Annotated in this window: 21 protein-coding genes and 3 pseudogenes; 10 read left to right on the top strand and 14 right to left on the bottom strand. The window is 69.8% G+C overall.

Annotation, left to right across the window (positions count from 1 at the left end):
* The first annotated feature begins 6 nt into the window (after nucleotides 1-6).
* Nucleotides 7-483 carry a HEPN domain-containing protein gene (locus tag ACZ4TR_RS36740; protein WP_465292665.1) on the top strand — a complete coding sequence of 159 codons (477 nt, stop codon included), beginning with the start codon at nucleotides 7-9 and terminating at the stop codon, nucleotides 481-483.
* 161 nt (nucleotides 484-644) lie between these two features.
* Nucleotides 645-2,809, top strand: a pseudogene (gene hypF, locus ACZ4TR_RS36745) (carbamoyltransferase HypF).
* On the opposite strand, the pseudogene hypB reads toward hypF, so the two are convergent.
* The 7 genes and pseudogenes from hypB to ACZ4TR_RS36780 all read right to left on the bottom strand — a co-directional run bounded on the left by hypB (nucleotide 2,766) and on the right by ACZ4TR_RS36780 (nucleotide 8,193).
* Nucleotides 2,766-3,460: pseudogene (gene hypB / locus ACZ4TR_RS36750) on the bottom strand (hydrogenase nickel incorporation protein HypB). The pseudogenes hypF and hypB overlap by 44 nt on opposite strands.
* Nucleotides 3,453-3,788 (bottom strand): hydrogenase maturation nickel metallochaperone HypA/HybF, encoded by a 336-nt coding sequence (locus ACZ4TR_RS36755; RefSeq protein WP_465292666.1) that lies wholly within the window; start codon nucleotides 3,786-3,788, stop codon nucleotides 3,453-3,455. The pseudogene hypB and the gene ACZ4TR_RS36755 overlap by 8 nt, the downstream one beginning before the upstream one ends.
* The gene (gene hypE, locus ACZ4TR_RS36760) at nucleotides 3,789-4,865 is read right to left on the bottom strand and encodes a hydrogenase expression/formation protein HypE (RefSeq protein ID WP_465292668.1); all 1,077 of its coding nucleotides are present in this window, start codon (nucleotides 4,863-4,865) and stop codon (nucleotides 3,789-3,791) included. It abuts the gene before it with no gap.
* On the bottom strand, nucleotides 4,862-6,154 hold the full coding sequence (gene hypD, locus ACZ4TR_RS36765; protein ID WP_465292669.1) for a hydrogenase formation protein HypD: 1,293 nt from the start codon (nucleotides 6,152-6,154) through the stop codon (nucleotides 4,862-4,864). The genes hypE and hypD overlap by 4 nt, the downstream gene beginning before the upstream one ends.
* Nucleotides 6,155-6,173: 19 nt before the next feature.
* Nucleotides 6,174-6,410, bottom strand: a complete 237-nt coding sequence (locus tag ACZ4TR_RS36770; RefSeq protein ID WP_465292671.1) for a HypC/HybG/HupF family hydrogenase formation chaperone — start codon at nucleotides 6,408-6,410, stop codon at nucleotides 6,174-6,176.
* A pseudogene (locus ACZ4TR_RS36775) lies at nucleotides 6,407-7,026 on the bottom strand (D-sedoheptulose-7-phosphate isomerase). The gene ACZ4TR_RS36770 and the pseudogene ACZ4TR_RS36775 overlap by 4 nt, the downstream one beginning before the upstream one ends.
* A 123-nt stretch (nucleotides 7,027-7,149) precedes the next feature.
* The gene (locus tag ACZ4TR_RS36780; RefSeq protein WP_465292673.1) at nucleotides 7,150-8,193 is read right to left on the bottom strand and encodes a tetratricopeptide repeat protein; all 1,044 of its coding nucleotides are present in this window, start codon (nucleotides 8,191-8,193) and stop codon (nucleotides 7,150-7,152) included.
* Nucleotides 8,194-8,371: 178 nt separating this feature from the next.
* Here ACZ4TR_RS36780 and ACZ4TR_RS36785 point away from each other — a divergent pair, with 178 nt between their 5' ends.
* The 3 genes from ACZ4TR_RS36785 to ACZ4TR_RS36795 all read left to right on the top strand — a co-directional run bounded on the left by ACZ4TR_RS36785 (nucleotide 8,372) and on the right by ACZ4TR_RS36795 (nucleotide 10,647).
* Complete coding sequence (locus ACZ4TR_RS36785) at nucleotides 8,372-9,052, top strand: HNH endonuclease family protein (protein ID WP_465292675.1); 681 nt, start codon at nucleotides 8,372-8,374, stop codon at nucleotides 9,050-9,052.
* Nucleotides 9,053-9,062: 10 nt separating this feature from the next.
* Nucleotides 9,063-9,701 carry an alpha/beta fold hydrolase gene (locus ACZ4TR_RS36790; protein WP_465292677.1) on the top strand — a complete coding sequence of 213 codons (639 nt, stop codon included), beginning with the start codon at nucleotides 9,063-9,065 and terminating at the stop codon, nucleotides 9,699-9,701.
* 202 nt (nucleotides 9,702-9,903) lie between these two features.
* On the top strand, nucleotides 9,904-10,647 hold the full coding sequence (locus ACZ4TR_RS36795) for a 3D domain-containing protein (RefSeq protein ID WP_465292679.1): 744 nt from the start codon (nucleotides 9,904-9,906) through the stop codon (nucleotides 10,645-10,647).
* 90 nt (nucleotides 10,648-10,737) lie between these two features.
* Here the strand turns inward: ACZ4TR_RS36795 and ACZ4TR_RS36800 are convergent, their stop codons facing one another.
* Both ACZ4TR_RS36800 and ACZ4TR_RS36805 read right to left on the bottom strand, forming a co-directional pair.
* Nucleotides 10,738-11,376, bottom strand: coding sequence for a nitroreductase family protein (locus ACZ4TR_RS36800; protein ID WP_364520675.1), 639 nt, complete (start codon nucleotides 11,374-11,376; stop codon nucleotides 10,738-10,740).
* 18 nt (nucleotides 11,377-11,394) lie between these two features.
* Nucleotides 11,395-12,372 carry an aldo/keto reductase gene (locus ACZ4TR_RS36805; RefSeq protein WP_465292681.1) on the bottom strand — a complete coding sequence of 326 codons (978 nt, stop codon included), beginning with the start codon at nucleotides 12,370-12,372 and terminating at the stop codon, nucleotides 11,395-11,397.
* 47 nt (nucleotides 12,373-12,419) lie between these two features.
* Here ACZ4TR_RS36805 and ACZ4TR_RS36810 point away from each other — a divergent pair, with 47 nt between their 5' ends.
* Nucleotides 12,420-12,905 (top strand): MarR family winged helix-turn-helix transcriptional regulator, encoded by a 486-nt coding sequence (locus tag ACZ4TR_RS36810; RefSeq protein WP_465293099.1) that lies wholly within the window; start codon nucleotides 12,420-12,422, stop codon nucleotides 12,903-12,905.
* Here ACZ4TR_RS36810 and ACZ4TR_RS36815 read toward each other — a convergent pair whose 3' ends face one another.
* The 3 genes from ACZ4TR_RS36815 to ACZ4TR_RS36825 all read right to left on the bottom strand — a co-directional run bounded on the left by ACZ4TR_RS36815 (nucleotide 12,906) and on the right by ACZ4TR_RS36825 (nucleotide 14,577).
* Nucleotides 12,906-13,322 carry an ATP-binding protein gene (locus tag ACZ4TR_RS36815; protein ID WP_465292683.1) on the bottom strand — a complete coding sequence of 139 codons (417 nt, stop codon included), beginning with the start codon at nucleotides 13,320-13,322 and terminating at the stop codon, nucleotides 12,906-12,908.
* Between the two features lie 62 nt (nucleotides 13,323-13,384).
* Nucleotides 13,385-14,164, bottom strand: a complete 780-nt coding sequence (locus ACZ4TR_RS36820; RefSeq protein WP_465292685.1) for a SigB/SigF/SigG family RNA polymerase sigma factor — start codon at nucleotides 14,162-14,164, stop codon at nucleotides 13,385-13,387.
* Nucleotides 14,161-14,577 (bottom strand): anti-sigma factor, encoded by a 417-nt coding sequence (locus ACZ4TR_RS36825; RefSeq protein WP_364520680.1) that lies wholly within the window; start codon nucleotides 14,575-14,577, stop codon nucleotides 14,161-14,163. Before ACZ4TR_RS36825 ends, ACZ4TR_RS36820 begins: the two co-directional genes overlap by 4 nt.
* Nucleotides 14,578-14,739: 162 nt before the next feature.
* On the opposite strand from ACZ4TR_RS36825, the gene ACZ4TR_RS36830 reads away from it, so the two are divergent.
* The 3 genes from ACZ4TR_RS36830 (at nucleotide 14,740) to ACZ4TR_RS36840 (ending at nucleotide 16,456) form a co-directional block, all read left to right on the top strand.
* Nucleotides 14,740-15,048, top strand: coding sequence for a WhiB family transcriptional regulator (locus tag ACZ4TR_RS36830; RefSeq protein WP_465292687.1), 309 nt, complete (start codon nucleotides 14,740-14,742; stop codon nucleotides 15,046-15,048).
* 206 nt (nucleotides 15,049-15,254) lie between these two features.
* Complete coding sequence (locus ACZ4TR_RS36835; RefSeq protein WP_086862300.1) at nucleotides 15,255-15,608, top strand: STAS domain-containing protein; 354 nt, start codon at nucleotides 15,255-15,257, stop codon at nucleotides 15,606-15,608.
* Nucleotides 15,609-15,667: 59 nt separating this feature from the next.
* Nucleotides 15,668-16,456, top strand: a complete 789-nt coding sequence (locus tag ACZ4TR_RS36840) for a metal-dependent hydrolase (protein WP_465293100.1) — start codon at nucleotides 15,668-15,670, stop codon at nucleotides 16,454-16,456.
* Here the strand turns inward: ACZ4TR_RS36840 and ACZ4TR_RS36845 are convergent.
* Complete coding sequence (locus ACZ4TR_RS36845; RefSeq protein ID WP_465292688.1) at nucleotides 16,428-16,850, bottom strand: nuclear transport factor 2 family protein; 423 nt, start codon at nucleotides 16,848-16,850, stop codon at nucleotides 16,428-16,430. The genes ACZ4TR_RS36840 and ACZ4TR_RS36845 overlap by 29 nt on opposite strands.
* A gap of 96 nt (nucleotides 16,851-16,946) precedes the next feature.
* Here ACZ4TR_RS36845 and ACZ4TR_RS36850 point away from each other — a divergent pair, with 96 nt between their 5' ends.
* Nucleotides 16,947-17,495, top strand: coding sequence for a TetR/AcrR family transcriptional regulator (locus ACZ4TR_RS36850; RefSeq protein WP_465292690.1), 549 nt, complete (start codon nucleotides 16,947-16,949; stop codon nucleotides 17,493-17,495).
* Here ACZ4TR_RS36850 and ACZ4TR_RS36855 read toward each other — a convergent pair.
* Entirely contained in the window at nucleotides 17,481-18,698 is a 1,218-nt protein-coding gene (locus ACZ4TR_RS36855; protein WP_465292692.1) for an MFS transporter, read from the bottom strand. The genes ACZ4TR_RS36850 and ACZ4TR_RS36855 overlap by 15 nt on opposite strands.
* Between the last annotated feature and the right edge of the window lie 66 nt (nucleotides 18,699-18,764).

The following is an 18,764-nucleotide window of genomic DNA, read 5'->3' on the forward strand; positions in this document are numbered from 1 at the left end:
ATCGACTTGGCCCGTGTCGAAATCCATCGAATGAAGTCCGCGCTTGATGCGATATATCAGCGGTATCAGAGATCGTTGACGGATGTACCGATCGAACTGCAACAGGACTTGCATCTGTACATGTGTGTTCGAATGTCGGGATATCTTGAGCAATTATTTCATCAAGCCATCTCGGCGTATGTCACCTCGACTTCTAGTGAGGCTGCTGCAAGTTTCGCGTTGTCATGGTTCAAGCAGGCGCCGAACTTGAATCCTGATTCGCTCGAGAAATTGGTGGGGAGGTTTGGTGACGTGTGGAAGGGTGATCTGGCCCTGTTGCTCGATAGGGAGACGAATCGAGCTTCCTTGGGGACGCTGTTGAAGATTCGTAATGATACTGCGCATGGCCGAAGTTATGCGGGAAGTCTGGCGAACATCAAATCATACAAGAAGCTTGTTGATGAAATACACGTTTGGGTAGACAGTCACATGATGCGAGCGTAGCAGTAAGAGTTTCTTCCTGGATCATTGTAATGTGACCGAGTTCGTTGTGGGCATCAGGCAGGCTGAATGACGGCTGCGAACCGAAGTGGAAGGCATCCGATCGGATACCATCGTAGGTCTGGTCTCTGGACGGCGCCGGGCCGCAGGCGGACACTCGGTGCGTGGACCAGCGCGTACGTGTCGCGATCAGGGTCACCGGGGTGGTCCAAGGCGTCGGGTTCCGGCCTTTCGTCCACCAGCTCGCGCGGCGGCTCGGGCTCGCCGGGTTCGTCGGGAACGACGTCCACGGCGTCTTCGTCGAGGTCGAAGGGCCGCCGGCCCGAGTAGAAGCCTTCGCCGAAGCGCTTCGGGCTCAGGCACCGCCGCTCGCGGTGGTCGACGACCTGACGGTCGTAGAGATCCCGGGGAAGGGGGAAACCGGATTCCGGATCGTCGCCAGCCCGGCCGGTGGAGCCGCCGACACGTTGATTTCCGCTGACTCCGCCACCTGTGATGACTGTCTGCGAGAGCTGCGCGACCCGGACGACCGGCGGTTCCGATACCCCTTCGTCAACTGCACCAACTGCGGCCCGCGGTTCACGATCGTCCGGGGTGTGCCCTACGACCGGCCGCTCACCACCATGGCCGCCTTCGCGATGTGCGCCGAGTGCAAGCAGGAGTACGAAGATCCGGCCGACCGGCGGTTCCACGCCCAGCCCGTCTGCTGCCCCGCCTGCGGGCCCACCCTGCGCTTCGAGCCCGGTGGCGGAGAGCCCGTGGAAGCAGCCGCCGAAGCGCTGAACCAAGGCGCGATCATCGCCGTGAAGGGGCTCGGGGGCTATCACCTCGCCGTCGGCGCGCGGCATGAAGAAGCCGCGAAGAACCTGCGAACCAGGAAACACCGGGAGGACAAGCCCTTCGCCGTCATGGTCGCCGATCTGGAGCAAGCGAAACAACTCGCTGACGTCGATGCAGCGGCCGAAGAAGCGCTCACCAGCCGGCGACGGCCCATCGTGCTGCTCCCGAAGAAAGCGGACCTCGCGGCCGCCGTCGCCCCCGGGAACCGGCGGATCGGGCTCATGCTGCCCTACACCCCGCTGCACCACCTGCTGCTGGAGCGGACGGGTCCGATCGTGCTGACCAGCGCCAACGTCTCCGACGAACCCATCGTCTACCGCGACGAAGACCTCGGCCGGCTGAAGGACATCGCCGACGCCTACCTCACCCACGACCGGCCGATCCAGGTCCGGACCGACGACTCCGTGGTGCGCATCGTCGGAACGAACCTCAGCTGCAACGGCGATCGCGGGGCTACGCGCCCGAGCCCGTCAGCATCAAGAAGACGACGAAGCACCTTCTCGGCTGCGGCGCCGAACTCAAGAACACCTTCTGCCTCGCCAAGGGCCGCCACGCGTTCGTCTCGCACCACATCGGCGACCTCGAGAACTACGAGACGCTCCGGGCGTTCACCGAGGGCATCGAGCACTTCAAGCACCTCTTCGACGTCGACCCGGTGCTCGTCGCGCACGACCTGCACCCCGAGTACCTGTCCACGAAATACGCGCTCGACCAGGACGTCGAGCTACTGGGCGTGCAGCACCACCACGCGCACATCGCCGCGTGCCTGGCCGACAACGACCACCAAGACCCGGTTCTCGGCGTCGCCTTCGACGGCACCGGCTTCGGCCCCGACGGCACCCTCTGGGGCGGCGAGTTCCTCCTCGCCGATCTCACGAGCTACGAGCGTCTCACCCACCTGCGAACCATCGCCATGCCGGGCGGCGTCATGGCCATCAAGCAGCCCTGGCGGATGGCCGCGTCCTACGTGGACGAACTCGGGCGGCCGGCGCACGAGGACATCGTCAAGCTCAAGCGCAGCGGCCTCAACTCACCCCTGACGTCCAGCGCCGGACGCCTCTTCGACGCCGCCGCCGCGCTGCTCGGCGTCCGGGACACCATCACCTACGAAGGCCAGGCCGCGATCGAGCTGGAGCAGCTGGCCGACCCGGCCGAGAAGTCCGCCTACCGGGCCCGCATCGACGACGTCGTCCACGGCGAGGACCTCATCGCCGCTCTCCTGGACGACATCGGCACGAAAGCACAGAGAGCCGCCCGGTTCCACAACGGGATCGCCGACGCGATCGTGCGGACCTGCGACCGCTTCCGGGACCGCAGCGCCACCGTCGCGCTCTCGGGCGGCGTGTTCCAGAACGTCCTCCTACTCGACCGGACGGTCGAAGCGCTGGAGCACCAAGGCTTCCGTGTTCTGACCCACCGGAACGGGCCCACCAACGACGGCGGGATCAGCTTCGGGCAGGTCGCCGTAGCCAGTCGTACCACTCGCTGAGCCCGTCGCCGCGAGTCGCGCTGACCTGCACCAGCTCGCCGTCGGGTTCACTCGGCGGAAGTCCCGCTCGAACTCGGAGACGTCGAAGTCGACGTACGGCAGCAGGCCGACCTTGTTCAGCAGCACGAGGTCCGTCGCGGCGAACATGTGCGGGTACTTCACCGGCTTCCCGGGCCCCTCGGTCACCGACAGGATCACGACCCGCGCCGCCTCGCCGAGGTCGAACAACGCCGGGCAGACCAGGTTGCCGACGTTCTCGATGAACAGCGTCGACCCCTCCGCCGGCGCCAGCGAATGCAGAGCCCGGTGCAGCATCGACGCGTCCAGGTGGCAGCCGGCGCCGGTGTTGATCTGCACGACCGGCGCGCCGGTGGCCTTGATGCGCTCGGCGTCGAGCAGCGTCTCCTGGTCGCCCTCGATCACCGCGCACGGCGTGTCCGACGCGCGGATGGTCCGCTCCAGCAGCGTCGTCTTCCCGGCGCCGGGCGAGCTCACGAGGTTGATCGCGAACACCCCCGAAGCGCGCAGGTGCTTGCGGTTGTGCGACGCGAGTTCGTCGTTCTTCGCCAGGATGTCCTGCTCCAGCACCACCGTGTGGGCTTCGTCGGTGATCCGGACGTCGCCGTCCGAGCAGCCGCAGGTGTCACACATGTCCGACCTCCACCGAAGTGATGCGCAGTTCGCGCCCGGCCAGCACCTCGGCGTTGGCGCTGCCGCAGGGACAGAGCAGGACGAAGTCGTCGAGGGTGAACTCGTCGCCGCAGTCGCGGCAACGCGCCCGCCCGGACGGCTCGGCGATGTCCAGCCGGGCGCCTTCGAGGGACGTCCCCGTGCAGAGGACGTCGAAGCAGAACCGGACGCTGTCCGGCACGACGCCGGACAGCCGCCCGATTTCCAGCCGCACGCTCGTCACCGTCGCGTCGCCCAGCTTGGCGACGATCGCGTCGACGACCGACTGCGTGACCGCCATTTCGTGCATTCAGCAGATCCTCGGCAGCGGGTCCCCGACCAGCAGGTCCACGATCCGGGTACCGCCGAACGCGGTGTTCAGCAGCACGATCCCCGGCGGGTCGTCGGCGATCCGGCCGATCACGGCGGCATCCGCGCCGAGCGGGTGCCCGCGCAACGCGGCCAGGGCGGCGTCCGCATCAGAGCCGTCCACGACGACCACGATCCGGCCTTCGCAGGCGACGTACAGCGGGTCGATGCCCAGCAGCTCCGACGCGCCGCGAACCTCCTCGCGCACCGGCACGGCCTTCTCGTCGACGACCACGGCGACCTCCGCGGCCTTCGCGATCTCGTTGAGGATCGTCGCGACGCCGCCGCGCGTCGCGTCGCGCATCGCGCGCACGCCGGGCACCGCGGCCAGCAGCCCGGCGACCAGGTCGTGCACCGGCGCGGTGTCGGACTCGAGGTCGGCGTCGATGTCGAGCTCGCCGCGCGCCAGCATGATCGTGACGCCGTGGTCACCGATCGGCCCGGAGACGAGGACGGCGTCTCCGGGCTTCACGGTGGCCACGCCGAGGCCCGTGCGGATGAGCACCCCGACCCCGGCCGTGTTGACGTACACGCCGTCGGCCTTGCCGCGCTGGACGACCTTCGTGTCGCCCGTGACGATCTGGACGTCGGCCGCGAGCGCGGCCGTCTTCATCGAGTCGACGATCTTCAGCAGGTCTTCGACCGGAAAGCCTTCTTCGAGGATGAACCCCGCGGTCAGGTACAGCGGCCGCGCGCCGGACACGGCGAGGTCGTTGACCGTGCCGTTGACCGCCAGGTCGCCGATGTTGCCGCCGGGGAAGAACAGCGGCGAGACGACGTACGAGTCCGTCGTCAGGGCCAGCCGGGCGTCGCCGATGGTGAGCGACGCCGAGTCTTCGAGGGGTTCCAGCAGCGGGTTGCGGAACGCGTCGAGGAACACGGCCTCGATCAGCGTGTGCGTCGACTTGCCGCCCGCGCCGTGCGACAGCGTGATGCGCTCTTCCCGGACCTTCGCGCGCCGGCGCCGCGCCCGCTCGATGCGGTCGAGGACCTGCTGCTCGCGCTCGGTGGTCGTCATGCGCGGCTCGCCTCCCGGACGCGCTGGCGGCTGAACCGGCCGAAGTTGTAGTACGCCGCGCAGGCGCCTTCGGGCGAGACCATGCACGTCCCGATCGGCGTCTCCGGGGTGCACGCCGTGCCGAACACCTTGCACTCCCACGGCTTCAGCACACCTTTGAGCACCTCGCCGCACTGGCACGCCTTCGGGTCGGCGACGCGCAGGCCGGGAATCTCGAAGATCCGTTCGGCGTCGAACTTCGCGTACTTCTCGCGGATCGCCATCGCCGAGTGCGTGATGAACCCGAGGCCGCGCCACTCGAAGTACGGCCGCAGCTCCATCACCTCGTTGATGGCCTTCAACGCCACGATGTTGCCGTTCCAGGGCACCACGCGCGAGTACTGGTTCTCCACTTCGGAGCGTCCCGAGGAGAGCTGCAGCATCAACAGGTAGATCGACTGCAAGATATCGAGTGGCTCGAACCCGGCGACGACGACGGGCTTGCCGTAGTCGCGCGCGATGAACTCGTACGGCCGGCAGCCGATCACCGTGGACACGTGCCCGGGTCCGATGAAGCCGTCGAGCCGCAGGTCGGGGGAGTCGAGGATGGCCTTGATGGCCGGGATGATCGTGACGTGGTTGCCGAACACCGAGAAGTTCTCGATGCCTTCGGAAGCCGCGCGCAGCAGCGTCATCGCGGTGGACGGCGTCGTCGTCTCGAACCCGATCGCCATGAAGAGGTGGTCGATGCTGTCCAGCTCGGCCATCTTCCCGCCGTCGTAGCCGGCGACGCCGACGGTCACCATGCCGCGCCGGGCGGCTTCGTCGAAGGCGCGCACCAGGTTCGCGGAGTTCCCACTGGTGGACAGGCCCACCGCGATGTCCCCGGGACGCCCGAACGCCCCGATCTGCCGGGCGAACACGACGTCGAACCCGATGTCGTTCGACAGCGCGGTCACCACGGCGATGTCGTTCGTCAGCCCGAAGGCGGGCAACGGCCTCGCGTCGCCCGCCGGGCTGAGGAACAGGCTGGCGAGGTCCTGCGCGTCGGTCGAGCTCCCGCCGTTGCCGAACGCGAGCAGCCGGCCGCCGCCGCGGAACGCGCGGGCGAGGTCCTGGGCGCACGCGAACAGGCGGTCGCGGTCGGCCGCGAGCACGTCGCCGCGGAGGGCGACGATCTCCCGCACCTTGTCCACAGTGGACTGTTCAACCTGACGGAGGACGGCGTCGAGGTCGCTGGAATCCGCGTAGAGGAACGGGTACAGCGCTTCGAGACCGTCCGCGCCCACGGGGGTGTGGTCCCGCGTCATGGCGCGTCAACTCCCTTGGCTAGGGATTCTCCAGACGAGCGATGGCTTCCCCGGCGTGCACCAGGATTCGGTCGCCCACGCCGGCCGAGACCAGCGCGATGCTCACCTCTTCCCGGCCCGAGCCGGTGTCCACGACTGCGAACCCGAGGTCCAGGAGTTCGACTACGGTCACTTCGACCGCGGTGTCGGAGCAGGTGATGCACACCCCGTCGTGACGGACGAGGCCGACGTCTCTGTCGGCGTCACGGGCGCTCACGACGCCACCTCCGGGCTCAGCAAGCCGGGTTGTTCGAGGAAGACGTGCACCAGCTCCCACAGCACGTGGTAGGTGGTCACGTGGACCTCCTTGACGATCCGCGGGTCGGCCGAGCGGGCGACGAAGACGTGGTCCAGCCCGGTGGTCGCGGCGATCGCGCCGCCGTCCCCGCCGGTCAGCGCGACGGTGAGCATGCCGGCGTCGTGAGCCGTTTCGAGGGCACGCCGGACGTTCACACACTCGCCGTCGGTGGAGATGCCCAGCGCGATGTCGGCCGGTTCGCCGATGATCCGCAGCTGGTGGGCGAAGACGTCTTCGAGGCCGGCGCGGTTGGCGACGCCGGTGACCGTCGCGACGTCGGCGGTCAGCGAGAGCGCCGGCAGGGCGCGCTTGCCGACGATCACCGGGTGGACGAACTCCACCGCGACGTGCTGGGCGTCGGTGCTCGGGCCGCCGTTGCCGAACACCACGAGCTGGCCGCCGCGGTGGAAGCGGCGGCCATGTCGTGACACGCCTCGGCCACCGTCCTGGCGTCATCGGCCAGAGCGAGCACGGGCGCCTTGCGGCGCTCGAAGAGGGCGTCGACGGAGTCCGGGTGATTCGGTGACCACGGCATCGCGGCACTTCCTCGGAGGCTGCTGCTCGGTGGTGGGAGCCCACTCCCAGGCTAGAGGTGTGAGTTGGATCACACAAGAGATCGAAGGGGTCCCGGCTACGCCAACCGGGTCGGATCGGCCCCTCAGACGTGGTGCTCGCGGTCGTCCTGCACGTGCTCTGCCCGGGCGAGCCACTGTTCGGCCTCCTGGCCGGACCCGCGCGACCGCAGCATCCGGGCCAGGCTGAGCATGCCCTGGACGTCGCCCGTCTCGGCGGCGCGGCGGAACCACCGCTCGGCCTCCGCGAGGTCGTCCCGGTGCTCGGCCAGGTGCCCGAGGTTGGTGAGCGCGGGGACGCTGCCGTGCTCCGCGGCCTTGCGGTACCAGGCGGCGGCTTCGCCCTCGTCGCCGCGATTGCGGGCGAGCACGCCGAGGTTGGTCATCGCCGCCGGGTCGCCACGCTCGGCGGCGTCGAGGTACCAGTTCTCGGCCTCTTCGAGGTCGCCGCGGCGGTGCAGCAGCAGTCCGAGCCGGACGATCGCCTCGGCGTGCCCGCCGGTCGCGCCGCGGCGGTACCACGACTCGGCGTCGGCGGGCCGGCCGAGCCGTTCGGCCTGCCGGCCCAGCTGGCAGGTCGCCGCGAGGTCGCCGGCCTGCACGGCCGAGCGCCACCAGCGGGCGGCTTCGGCGGTCTGACCGCGGTCGCGGAGCACGATGCCCAGGTCGATCATCGCGCCGGTGATCCCGGCGTCGGCGGCCTGCCGCAGCCACGACTCGGCCTCTTCGGTCCGGTCCTGTTCGCGGAGCATGTGCCCGAGCGCGGCGATCGACGGGAGGTCGCCGGTGCGGGCCGCCTCGCCGTACCAGTGCTGGGCTTCTTCGCGCTTGCCGCGCCGCTCGCAGGAGCGGGCGAGGTTCAGCATCCCGTGCGGCTCGCCGGCGAGGGCGGCTTCGTGGTACCAGCGCTCGGCCTCGTCGTGCGCACCGCGTTCGGCCAGCAGGTGGGCGAGCGAAGTCATCGAGACGCGGTCGCCGCCCATGGCGGCCTGGCGAAACCACGTCTCGGCTTCGGCGAGGTCCCCGCGCTCGCGCATCGCCGACCCCATGCGGGCCATGGCGACGACGTTGCCGCCCTCGGCGGCTTTGCGCTGGAAGAACTCGTCGAACTTCTTGAGCCGGCCGGGCATCGGCTGCTCCCTCCGGATGGGTCCTGCTCCGGTAGTCGCAGATGATCGGTTCGGTGTGACACCTCCGCCGTGGGTGGGCGAGGTCACATTCGCGCCGGGTCGTCGTGTCGGCGCGGTTTTCGCAGGCCGGCAGGGGTGAGACTACGCCGCGCTCAGGTGAATTCGAGAGGAGGAAATCGTGGCGGCCCGCGGCTTTCGGCTCAGCGTGACCCAACGATCTCTGCTGGTAGTCGCGATCCTGGCGATCGCCCTCTTCGGGTACTGGGCGACGACCAGAAGCTCCGGTGCGACTCCGCCGCCATCGTCCTCGCCGGCACCGGTTCCGGCCACCGCCGCCGACGTGCAGAAGCAGCTCGGCGAGCTGAAGGTCGCCGCGCGGACGTCCATGGACGGCTACTCGCGGGAGAAGTTCCCGCACTGGGACAGCCAGGGGTCAGGCTGTGACACCCGCGAAGTCGTGCTGAAGCGCGCCGGCACGGACGTGAAGACCGACAAGGACTGCAAGGCGACGTCCGGGACGTGGAAGAGCGTCTACGACGACGAGACGTGGACCAAGGCGACCGACCTCGACATCGACCACATGGTCCCGCTCGGGCAGGCCTGGGCCAGCGGCGCCAAGACGTGGACGACCGAGAAGCGCGAGCAGTTCGCCAACGACCTGACCCGCCCGCAGCTGTTCGCCGTGACCGACAACCTCAACCAGCAGAAGAGCGACAAGGCGCCGGATCAGTGGAAGCCGCCGCTGGTCGCGTTCTGGTGCACCTACGCGACGGACTGGATCGTGGTGAAGCACTACTACGGGCTGACCGTCACCGAAGGGGAGAAGACGGCCTTGACGGACATGCTGCGGCGCTGCTGAGCTGGCCGGCATGACGACGTTCGCGCTGATCCACGGGGGTGGCGGCAGCGGGTGGGACTTCCACCGGCTGGTGCCGGAGCTGGCCGCGCGCGGCCACGACGCGATCGCACCCGACCTGCCGATCATCGACAAGACGGCCGGGCTGGCCGACTTCACCGACACGGTGCTGGCCGCACTGGGCGACGCTTCGGACGTCGCCGTCGTCGGCCACTCGTACGGCGGGTTCACGGCACCACTGGTCGCCTCGAAGGTGCGGGCGCGGGTGCTGGTGTACCTCGCCGGGATGATCCCGGCGCCGGGCGAGCCGCCGGGGCAGTGGTGGGGTAACACCGGCTTCACCGCGCCTTCGGGCTTGAGCGACATCGAGACGTACTTCAACGGGGTTCCGGCTGAGCTCGCTTCGGAGGGTATGGCGCACGGCCGCGAGCAGGTGAGCAAGGAGTGGGACGAGCCGTGGCCGCTGCCGGACCACCCGGACGTCCCGACCCGGGTCGTGCTGTGCCGCGACGACCGGTTCTTCACGCCGGACTTCCAGCGTCGCGTCGCGCGCGAACGGCTGGGCATCGAGCCCGACGAGGTCGACGGCCCGCACTGCGCCCCGCTGAGCCACCCCGCCCAGATCGCCGACCTGCTCGTCAGTTACCTGTAAAGCCGTGAATGTCGCATTGAGGGACTTCAAGTCCCTCAATGCGACATTCACGGACTTGGGCCGTTCGGGGTATCGGCGAACTTAAAGGTCTAGACCTATTGACTGGGTGGTCCAGGCCACTTAACGTCTTTTTCGCGGCGAACCCGCACCTCCCCACCTGCGTCACCTCCACCCCGGTCCCCACCATGGAGGTCTCTCCGTCATGCGCTTCGCCAGGCTCCTCGCGCTGGCGGCCTTCGCCGCCGGAAGCGTGCTCGTCGCCCCCGCCGCGTCGGCGGCCGCTTTGCCCGCGTGCCAGCACTTCTACCCGGGCACCATCCCCGACCGCCCGGTCACCGGCGGCCACGGTCCCGGCACGCTCGTCGGCGCCGTGGACGTGAGCACCCGGCTGCCCGCGCCCGGCTCGGTCGCCGGCGGGCTGGGTGCCGACGGCAAGGTCACCTTCACCTTCGCCCGGGTCGCCGGCGCGAAGGCCTACCGCGCGTTCCGCAACGGCCAGGCTCTGCAGTGGATCAGCGACTGGGGCCAGCCGACGCTCACCGTCACCGACGCGAGCCCCTGCCAGGACGCGAACTACCAGCTCTACGCGATGACGGCGGAGGACAACTCGCCCGGCTCGCTCGGCCGGCTCTCGACCGCGTACCGCCTCGACAGCGGCAACCACCTCGCGAGCTACCGCATCCCGGCCGGCACGACGCTGAACTACCGCGTCACGTCCTACAACGACGTCGCCCAGACCGCTTCGGGGTACAACGCCGGCCCGGGCTTCTGCGCGGTCGACGCCCGGATCATCCCGTGGGGCACCAGGTTCTCGGTCCCGGGCTACGGCGAGTGCTACGCGGCCGACATCGGCAGCTGGATCAAGGACGACATCGTCGACGTCTGGCTACCCGGCACCCAGGCCGACGCCTGGGGCATCCAGCGGCTCACCCTGACCGTGCGCTGAACGGATCCCGAGCCCCCTGAACGGCCGCAAGGCCGTGACGGCCTCCTTGCCGACGTCCCCTATGCCCCGGCAAGGAGGCCTTCACGGCGCTTACCAGCGGTCGAGGTGCAGCACGTCCTCGAGGGGCTGCCGCGCCGCCGGCTTGAACGTGTCGCCCGTGTAGAACGCCGTCGGGATCAACGCCGCCTGGTGCACGTTCTTCGGCAGCTCCAGCACCTCCGCCGCCTCCTGCTCGTACTTCAGGTGCAGCGTCGTCCACGCCGTCCCCAACGTCACCGACCGCGCCGCCAGCATGTAACTCCACACCGCCGGCAGCAGGGACGCCCACATCCCCGCCTGGTTGCCGGGAGGCAGCTCCGCGGACGCCGTCTCCAGGCACGGCACCACCAGCACCGGGACGTCGCCCATCCGGTCGGCCAGGTACGCGACGCTGTCGCCGACCCGCTTCTGCACCGGAGCCCGCGACGGGTCGTCCGCGAACTGCTTGCCCGCCGCGTTCGGCGACTCCAGGTACTCGTGGCACGCCCGGCCGTAGATCCGCCCGAGCGCGGCCCGCTGGTCCGCGTCCGTGACGACCAGCCACTGCCAGCGCTGGGTGTTCGATCCACTCGGCGCCTGCAGCGCCACCTGCACGCAGTGTTTCACCAGTTCGAGCGGCACGGGCCGGTCGAAGTCCAGCCGCTTGCGGACGGTCCTGGTGGTCGTCAGGAGCTCTTCGGGCGTCATCATCGGCCCATCATGCCGGGACTACCAGCGATCGTGCACCAGCGGCCGGATCAGCTCGTCGTACGTTTCGCGAACGCCCGCCAGCGCCTCGGGCGACAGCGGCGGGAGCGCGGCCGCCGCGGTGTTCGCGGAAGCCTGCGAAGCGTTGCGCGCGCCCGGGATCACGGTGCTCACGCCCGGCTGGTCGATGATCCACCGCAGTGCGAACTGCGCCAGCGTCTGCCCCTCCGGGACGAGCCCGCGCAGCCGCTCGACGGCCTCCAGCCCGGCGTCGTACGGCACGCCCGAGAACGTCTCGCCGACGTCGAACGCTTCGCCGTGGCGGTTGAAGTTCCGGTGGTCGTTCTCGGCGAACGTCGTCGAAGCCGTGTAGCGCCCGGACAGCAGGCCGGACGCCAGCGGCACCCGCGCGATGATCCCCGCGCCCGCCTCCGCCGCCGCGGGCAGCACGCGCTCCAAGGGCTTGAGGCGCAGGCAGTTCAGGATGATCTGGACGGAAGCGACGTTCGGCCGGGCCAACGCCGTCAGCGCCTCTTCGCACGTCTCGACACTCACGCCGTACGCCTTGATGCGGCCTTCGGACACCATCTCGTCCAGGGCGTCGTACACCGCGTCGGACGAATACACCGGCGTCGGCGGGCAGTGCAGCTGGACCAGGTCGAGGGTGTCCACGCCGAGGTTGCGCCGCGACCGGTCGTTCCACTCGCGGAAGTTCGCGCGGACGTAGTTCTCCGGCACCTGCTCGACGCGGCGGCCCATCTTGGTCGCCACGAAGACGTCGCCGCGTTCGGCGAGGAACCGGCCGACCAGGCGCTCGCTGCGCCCGTCGCCGTAGACGTCGGCCGTGTCGAAGAAGGTGACGCCGGCGTCGGCCGCGGCGTGCAGCACGGCCAGGGCGTCCTGCTCGTCGACCTCGCCCCAGTCGGCGCCGAGCTGCCAGCAGCCGAGCCCGACGACGGACACCTCGCGGCCCAGCCGGGTGATCTTGCGGTTCTCCATGTCGCGATCCAAGCACACCGCCCCGCCTATGATCGGCCGTCATGGCCATGACGTCGGGTCCGGACGGGCTCGGGACCCGGATGCGGCACGTCCTCGAGATCCTCGAGGGCGACGTCGCGAAGTTCCTCGCCGACATCGGCCTCGGCGACTACCGCCCGCGGTACTCGCCGGTCGTGCGGGCGCTGCTGGCGCGCGGCCCGCTGGCCATCCGCGACCTCGCCGCGGAGATGCGCGTGACGCACTCGGCGGCCAGCCAGACCATCGCGCAGATGAACCGCGCCGGGCTCGTCAGCCTCGAACCGGGCGCGGACGCGCGGCAGCGCATCGTGTCGCTCACCGCGAAGACGCGCGAACTGCTGCCGCTGATCGAGGCGGAGTGGACGGCGACGACCGAGGCGGCGGAGGCGCTGGAGGCGGAACTGCCGTACCCGTTGCGGGGCGTGCTGGAGGCGATCGTCGAAGCGCTGGAACGGAAGCCCTTCCGGCAGCGGATCGGCGAGACCGGCGCCGCGCGGGAGCTCCTGGAGCCCTGATCAGGCGCCGGGGATGCGGAAGACGGCCCAGACGAACTTGCCGCCGGGGCAGGGTTCGAAACCCCAGTCCTCCGACAGGGCCTCGACCAGCACCAGCCCGCGGCTGCGCGCCTGGGCGGGGGACGGTGCCCGCAGCTGCGGCGGCCGGCTGCCGGAATCGTGCACCCGCAGCGTCAGCTGGCCTTCGAAGTAGGACAGCTCGAGCCGCTGCGGGCACTCACCGTGCTCGAAGGCGTTCGTGACCAGCTCGGACGTGGCCAGCAGGACGTCGTCCAGCTGGGCCTCCTCCAGGCCGGCGCCGAGCAGCATCGAGCGCACCTCGTACCGCGCGCGGGCCGGGGCCGTGACGTCGTCCGGGAGCAGCACCGTCAGCGGCGCGACCGGCACCGCCGTGCGCTGCGACATGTTCGTCGTCATCGGTCCTCCTCCCAGTGAGTTCCGGTACCGTCCGCGAGGTACCCAGGCCCGTCAGGGGCTAATCAGGTGCCGTCGGCGAGCTCGGATTCGTCCAGGCCCGAACGCAGCTTCTTCAAGGTCGCGGCCAGCAACCGCGACACCTGCATCTGGGAGACCCCGACGCGGCGCGCGATGTCCGACTGGCTCATCCCGGAACCGAACCGCAGCGCGACGATCTTGCGCTCCCGTTCCGGCAGGCTGTCCAGCATCGGGCGCAGCGCCTCGCGCAGCTCGGCCTGGCCCAGCTCGGCGTCCGGTGCCCCGAACCGCGTGTGCGCGGCGTTCTCCAGCAGGTGGTCCAGCGACGCCCCGTAGCGGCCTTGGCCGGCGCGAAGACCCTCGTAGACGTCCTCGATGGGGACGCCGAGCCGGGACGCGATCTCACTCGGCTTCGGCGCGCGCGAAAGCTGCACCGTGAGCTCTTCGCGGGCGGCGGAGATGTTCGCGTTCAGCTCTTTCAGCCGCCGCGGCACCCGCACCGACCAGCTGTTGTCCCGGAAGTGGTGCCGCAGCTCCCCGGAGATGGTGGGGACGGCGAAAGCCAGGAAGTCCGTGCCCTGCTCGGGGTCGAACCGGTCGACGGCGTGGATGAGCCCGACCGTGGCGATCTGGACCAGGTCCTCCATCGCCTCGTCGCGGTTGCGGAACTTCCGGGCGAGGTTGCGCGCGAGCTCCAGGTGGTTGCGCACCAGGGTGTCCCGGATGCGCTCCCGTTCCGCGGAGCCCGCCGGCAACGCGGCGAGCTGGGTGAACAGCGCGCCGACGTCGAGGTCGCTCCCGCTGTTCCCGGCGGGATCGCTCACGAGTCCGCCGCCTGGCTCTCCCGGACGAGGTCGACCCGGGACAGGTAGCGGCCGTCCTCGGGCGTCACGGTGCGCTCGGCCGACGTCGCGAGCGCGGTCAGCAGCTGCCACGACAGGCCGGAGTCGTCTTCGTGGTCAGGGGTGTCCGAAAGCACCGACACCGAGACCTCGATGCGCGGCCCGCTCCACGAGAAGACGCACGTGAGGCGGCCGTCCGAGCTGGCGGGGAGCAGCAGCGAGCACGCCTCGTCCACCGCCATCCGGAGGTCCTCGACGGCGTCGAGGTCGAAGTCCTGGCGCATGGCGATGTCCGCCACGATGGTGCGCAGCGTCGGCACGACGTGCGGGATCGCGGCCGTCCGCACCTCGATGACCTGCGCGCCTTCCGGGACGAGCGGGGCGTTGTCCTCCACGTTTGTTCCTTTCTCCGGCTCGCGCTCCAGGGTTCGGCGGTGTCCTCTTCACGCCCGGTCGCGAGATGCCCGTGGGGTGAGCAAACCAAACCCGCGTTTGATCCGCTCCACCGGCGGGCATGTAGCGGGCGAGATGCTCATCCTGGGAAAGGCAGGGACGACATGGCTGACGTCAGCCGGCTGCCCAACGTGGTTGCTGAAGAATGGGAGTGGCAGCTGCACGGTTCGTGCCGGGGTGCGGACAGCAGCCTGTTCTTTCACACCGACAACGAGCGAGGTTCGGCGCGGGAGCGGCGGGAGGCCCGGGCGAAGGCGATCTGCCAGGCCTGCCCGGTGCTGGCCCAGTGCCGCACGCACGCGATGACCGTCCAGGAGCCGTACGGGATCTGGGGTGGGCTCGGGGAGATCGAACGGCGGCAGCTGTTCCTCCGGCAGCGCAGGGCGGCGCGGAAGGCCATGAGTACCCACTGACCAGGCAGGATTCGATCGCACGTGAGCAGTCAGCGCGAAAGGGCGGCGGCCGTGGCGGGCTCGGCCGCTTCCTGGGTTAGGGTTGGCCCCGGAGTTGCCTTGACCGTGCCGTCGCGAGCTTCTGGAAAGGCACGGTGACACGGTTGCCGCTTGAGACAACAGGCGCGTACCCGGCGCAGGAGCAGCGCCTGACGAGGAGAAACTGCATGCCCGCAGCCGACCAGAACGCCACCCCGCCCGGGTTCGGCATCACGCTGGACACCGACGCGACGGAGCCCCGGGTGGTGGTCACCGGCGAGCTCGATCTGCTGACCAGTCCGCAGCTGCAGGAGGCCCTGGCCGGGCTGATCGCGGACAAGCGAGCGCAGCGGGTTGTGGCCGATTTGACCGGGGTGACCTTCTTCGATTCCTCCGCGCTGAACGTGGTGCTCCGCGCACAACGCCAGGCCGGCGAGCAGGACGTCGAACTCGAGGTCGTCCCGAGCCCCGCGGTGAGCCGCGTGATCGAGCTCACCGGCGTGGCCGAACACCTGAGCGTGTCGGAAGACCCCCAAGCCTGACCGCCCGCTACGGTTCCGCGAACTGATTTTGGTGCGTGGACCTTGGGGGCGGCACGATGATGGGGCGGACGCATGCCCTGACCGGCTGGTGCGCGGGCTTGGCCCTGGCGCCCGCGGTCGGGGCGGGTTCGGTGCACCAGGCGGTGGTCTTCGCCGCCACGACGGCGGGGTTCGCCCTGCTGCCCGACCTCGACCACCCCGGAGCGAGCGCGTCCCGTCTCCTCGGTTGGCTGACGGGCGCTTTGTCGTGGCTGCTGCGCAGGGTGTCGGCGGCGTTCTACGCGCTGACGAAGGGCCCGCGCGACGAGAAGGTGACGGGCCAGCACCGGCACCTCTCCCACACGGTGTTGTTCGCGGCCGGTCTCGGTGCGTTGACGTCGTGGGGGACCGAGGCGGGTGGCCCGTGGGCGGTCGTCGGCGTGGTGGTCTTCGGGCTGATGCTGGCGGAAGGCGCCCTGGGCGACTGGCTCCTGCCGGTGAGCGGCACCGCGGTGGCCTGGTGGTTCTTCACGGCGCCGCCCGACCGGGCCGGCGAACTGGAGTCCATCACGGGCTGGCTGGGCATCGCGGTGGCGGCGGGGTGCCTGACCCACTGCCTGGGCGACGCCCTGACCGAGTCCGGCTGCCCGTTCCTCTTCCCGATCCCGATCGCGGGGGAGACCTGGTACGAGCTGGGCCCGCCGAAGGCCCTGCGGTTCAAGACCGGCAAGAAGGTCGAGAAGCGGCTCATCTTCCCGGTGTTCGTGGTGCTCGGCGTGCTGCTGGTCCCCGGTGTGTGGGACTGGTCGGTGAGCACGTTCGAGCGGTTGTTCGTCCCGCCTACGTCCCAGCAGGCGACAACGCCTTGAGCCGGTCCAGCAGCGCGGCGGTGTCGGTGTAGTCGCGGGTGTGCGTGATGAGGCCGTCCTGGATCGTCATCACCATCACGTAGGTGGCCACGAAGCTCTCGCCGGCCATGTCATCGTGGAGGTCGAACTCCGCGACGAGTACCGCGGGGTCGGTCGTCTCGTGCACGACCACGTTGTCCGCCTTCGTGATCCGGCGGGCCTCGCCCGCCCGGTGGAACCGGCGGCGCAGCTCCTCGCGGCCCTTCGTCACGCGGGGCACTCCCGGGAGGGTGAACGGCATTTCGAGCGTGACGTCCTCGGCGTAGCAGTCGGCGAGGTCGTCCCAGCGGTTTTCGACGGCTGCGGCCAGGAAGCGGTCGAAGGCGGAACGCGCTGGAGACACGGTGCTTGGCATCGGAATTCTCCTGGAAGACTGGACGTTGAATCGGAACGGTGCACCCGCTTAGGACGATACGGAGCATGCGTTCCGGTTGTCAACGAGGAGAAGACCATGGAGAAGATGCGCGCGGACGCGCGGCGCAACCGGGCGAAGGTCCTGGCTGCCGCCGAAGAGGCGTTCGCCGCCGACGGGCTGGCCGTGCCGCTCGACGACATCGCGCGGCTCGCCGGGGTCGGCGCCGGCACCGTCTACCGGCATTTCCCCAGCAAGGAGGCGCTTTTCCAGGCCGTCGTCCTCGAACGCATCGAGCAGTTCGCCGAAGAGGCCCGCGCCCTCGCCACGGCCGACAACCCCGGCGAAGCCTTCCTCGGCTACTTCGTCCGCGTCATCAAGCAGGCCTCGCTCAACCGTGCCATCTGCGACGCACTGGCCGAAACCAGCGGACACGCCTTCAAGGCCGGCGCCGGCGACGACTTCCGCGCCGCCCACGGGGAACTCCTGCGCAGGGCCCAGGCCGCGGGCGCCATCCGGCAGGACATCGACGCCGACGACCTGCGCGCTCTCATCGTCGGGTGCCTCGCCGTCGAGCGCTACGCGCCGGGCAGCGAACACCTGGTCCGCGTGGTCGTCGACGGCCTTCGCGCGTCAGCCGGGAACTAGGTCACGCAGCTTCCGCAGCGGCGACCACACCAGGATCGCGGCCGAGGCGAGCACTCCCGCCGCCGCGATGTGCAGCGTCACCCGCATCCCGAACGCACTGGCCAGCGCACCGCCGGCGAGGCTGCCGAGCGGGATGGCGCCGAACACCAGCGTGTGCGTGATCGAGTTGACCCGGCCCAGCAGTTCCGGCGGCGCGGCGGACTGCTGGAAGCTCATGCCGAACACGTTCAGCACGATGACGCCGAAGCTGGTGAAGAAGTTGGCGACGACGTAGCAGGCGAGTGCCCAGCCGGGCCCGGTGAACGGGAAGAGCTGGTAGGCCAGGCCGTACAGCAGCGCCGCGCCCCAGAGCGCTCGCGCGCCGCCGATCCGCTCGCCGATCCGCCGCGCGGTGAGCCCGGCCGTGAGGGCGCCGGTCAGCGTCACCGAGGCGAGCAATCCGATCGCCCACGGCGAAAGGCCGACGTCACGGGCGAGGAACACGATGATGATGGCCAGGTGCACCGACTGGAAGAAGCTCGACACGGCGCCGTGCACGCTGATGGCCAGCAGGATCCGGTCGCCGCGGACGACTCGCAGCCCGTCGCCGATCTCGCGGAGCAGCCGCCTTGGCCGGGGTTCGGGGCGCACGTCGGGCGTCTCGATCCGGCGCAGCCACAGCGCCGACCACAGGTAGCTGACGGCGTCGACGGCCAGGGCGGCCGCGTTGCCCAGCGCCTGGATGATCAGCCCGGCCAGCCCTGGGCCGGCGACGGCCGCCATCGACAGGTTCGTCTGGAGCCGGGCGTTCGCTTCCGGCAATTGCTCGAGCGTCACCAGGCGCGGGACGTACGTCTGGTGCGCGATGTCGAAGAACACGCCGAGCAACCCGACCCCGAGGACGACGGCCAGGAGGTGCGCCAGCCCGAGCACGCCGAACAGCGCGGCGACCGGGATCGATCCGATCAGCACCGCGCGCCCGACGTCGGCGGCGATCAGCACCGGCCGGTGGCGCACGCGGTCGCACCACGCGCCGACCTGCAAGCCCAGCACCAGGTAGGGCAGGCTTTCCGCGGTCCGCAGCAGCGAGACCTCGAAGACGGACGCGCCGAGCGCGGTGACCGCGAGCAGTGGCACCGCCAGCACGTCGATCCGGCTTCCGAGCTGGCTCACGAGATCGGCCAGCCAGAGCCTGCGGAAGTCGCGGTTCACCAGAGCCCCCATGGCCCCAACGTGCCACGCTCAATAAAGTTGAGTCAAGCAGACTCAAGGCGCACCGTCTGTAACAAG

The sequence above is a fragment of the Amycolatopsis sp. NPDC028719 genome, assembly GCF_055565395.1.

Coding starts and splice junctions, on each gene's coding strand:
- ACZ4TR_RS36755 (WP_465292666.1), bottom strand. CDS start 3,788: ATGCACGAAATGGCGGTCACGCAGTCGGTCGTCGACGCGATCGTCGCC.
- hypE (WP_465292668.1), bottom strand. CDS start 4,865: ATGACGACCACCGAGCGCGAGCAGCAGGTCCTCGACCGCATCGAGCGG.
- hypD (WP_465292669.1), bottom strand. CDS start 6,154: ATGACGCGGGACCACACCCCCGTGGGCGCGGACGGTCTCGAAGCGCTG.
- ACZ4TR_RS36780 (WP_465292673.1), bottom strand. CDS start 8,193: ATGCCCGGCCGGCTCAAGAAGTTCGACGAGTTCTTCCAGCGCAAAGCC.
- ACZ4TR_RS36790 (WP_465292677.1), top strand. CDS start 9,063: ATGACGACGTTCGCGCTGATCCACGGGGGTGGCGGCAGCGGGTGGGAC.
- ACZ4TR_RS36795 (WP_465292679.1), top strand. CDS start 9,904: ATGCGCTTCGCCAGGCTCCTCGCGCTGGCGGCCTTCGCCGCCGGAAGC.
- ACZ4TR_RS36800 (WP_364520675.1), bottom strand. CDS start 11,376: ATGATGACGCCCGAAGAGCTCCTGACGACCACCAGGACCGTCCGCAAG.
- ACZ4TR_RS36805 (WP_465292681.1), bottom strand. CDS start 12,372: ATGGAGAACCGCAAGATCACCCGGCTGGGCCGCGAGGTGTCCGTCGTC.
- ACZ4TR_RS36810 (WP_465293099.1), top strand. CDS start 12,420: ATGACGTCGGGTCCGGACGGGCTCGGGACCCGGATGCGGCACGTCCTC.
- ACZ4TR_RS36815 (WP_465292683.1), bottom strand. CDS start 13,322: ATGACGACGAACATGTCGCAGCGCACGGCGGTGCCGGTCGCGCCGCTG.
- ACZ4TR_RS36830 (WP_465292687.1), top strand. CDS start 14,740: ATGGCTGACGTCAGCCGGCTGCCCAACGTGGTTGCTGAAGAATGGGAG.
- ACZ4TR_RS36835 (WP_086862300.1), top strand. CDS start 15,255: ATGCCCGCAGCCGACCAGAACGCCACCCCGCCCGGGTTCGGCATCACG.
- ACZ4TR_RS36840 (WP_465293100.1), top strand. CDS start 15,668: ATGGGGCGGACGCATGCCCTGACCGGCTGGTGCGCGGGCTTGGCCCTG.
- ACZ4TR_RS36845 (WP_465292688.1), bottom strand. CDS start 16,850: ATGCCAAGCACCGTGTCTCCAGCGCGTTCCGCCTTCGACCGCTTCCTG.
- ACZ4TR_RS36850 (WP_465292690.1), top strand. CDS start 16,947: ATGGAGAAGATGCGCGCGGACGCGCGGCGCAACCGGGCGAAGGTCCTG.
- ACZ4TR_RS36855 (WP_465292692.1), bottom strand. CDS start 18,698: ATGGGGGCTCTGGTGAACCGCGACTTCCGCAGGCTCTGGCTGGCCGAT.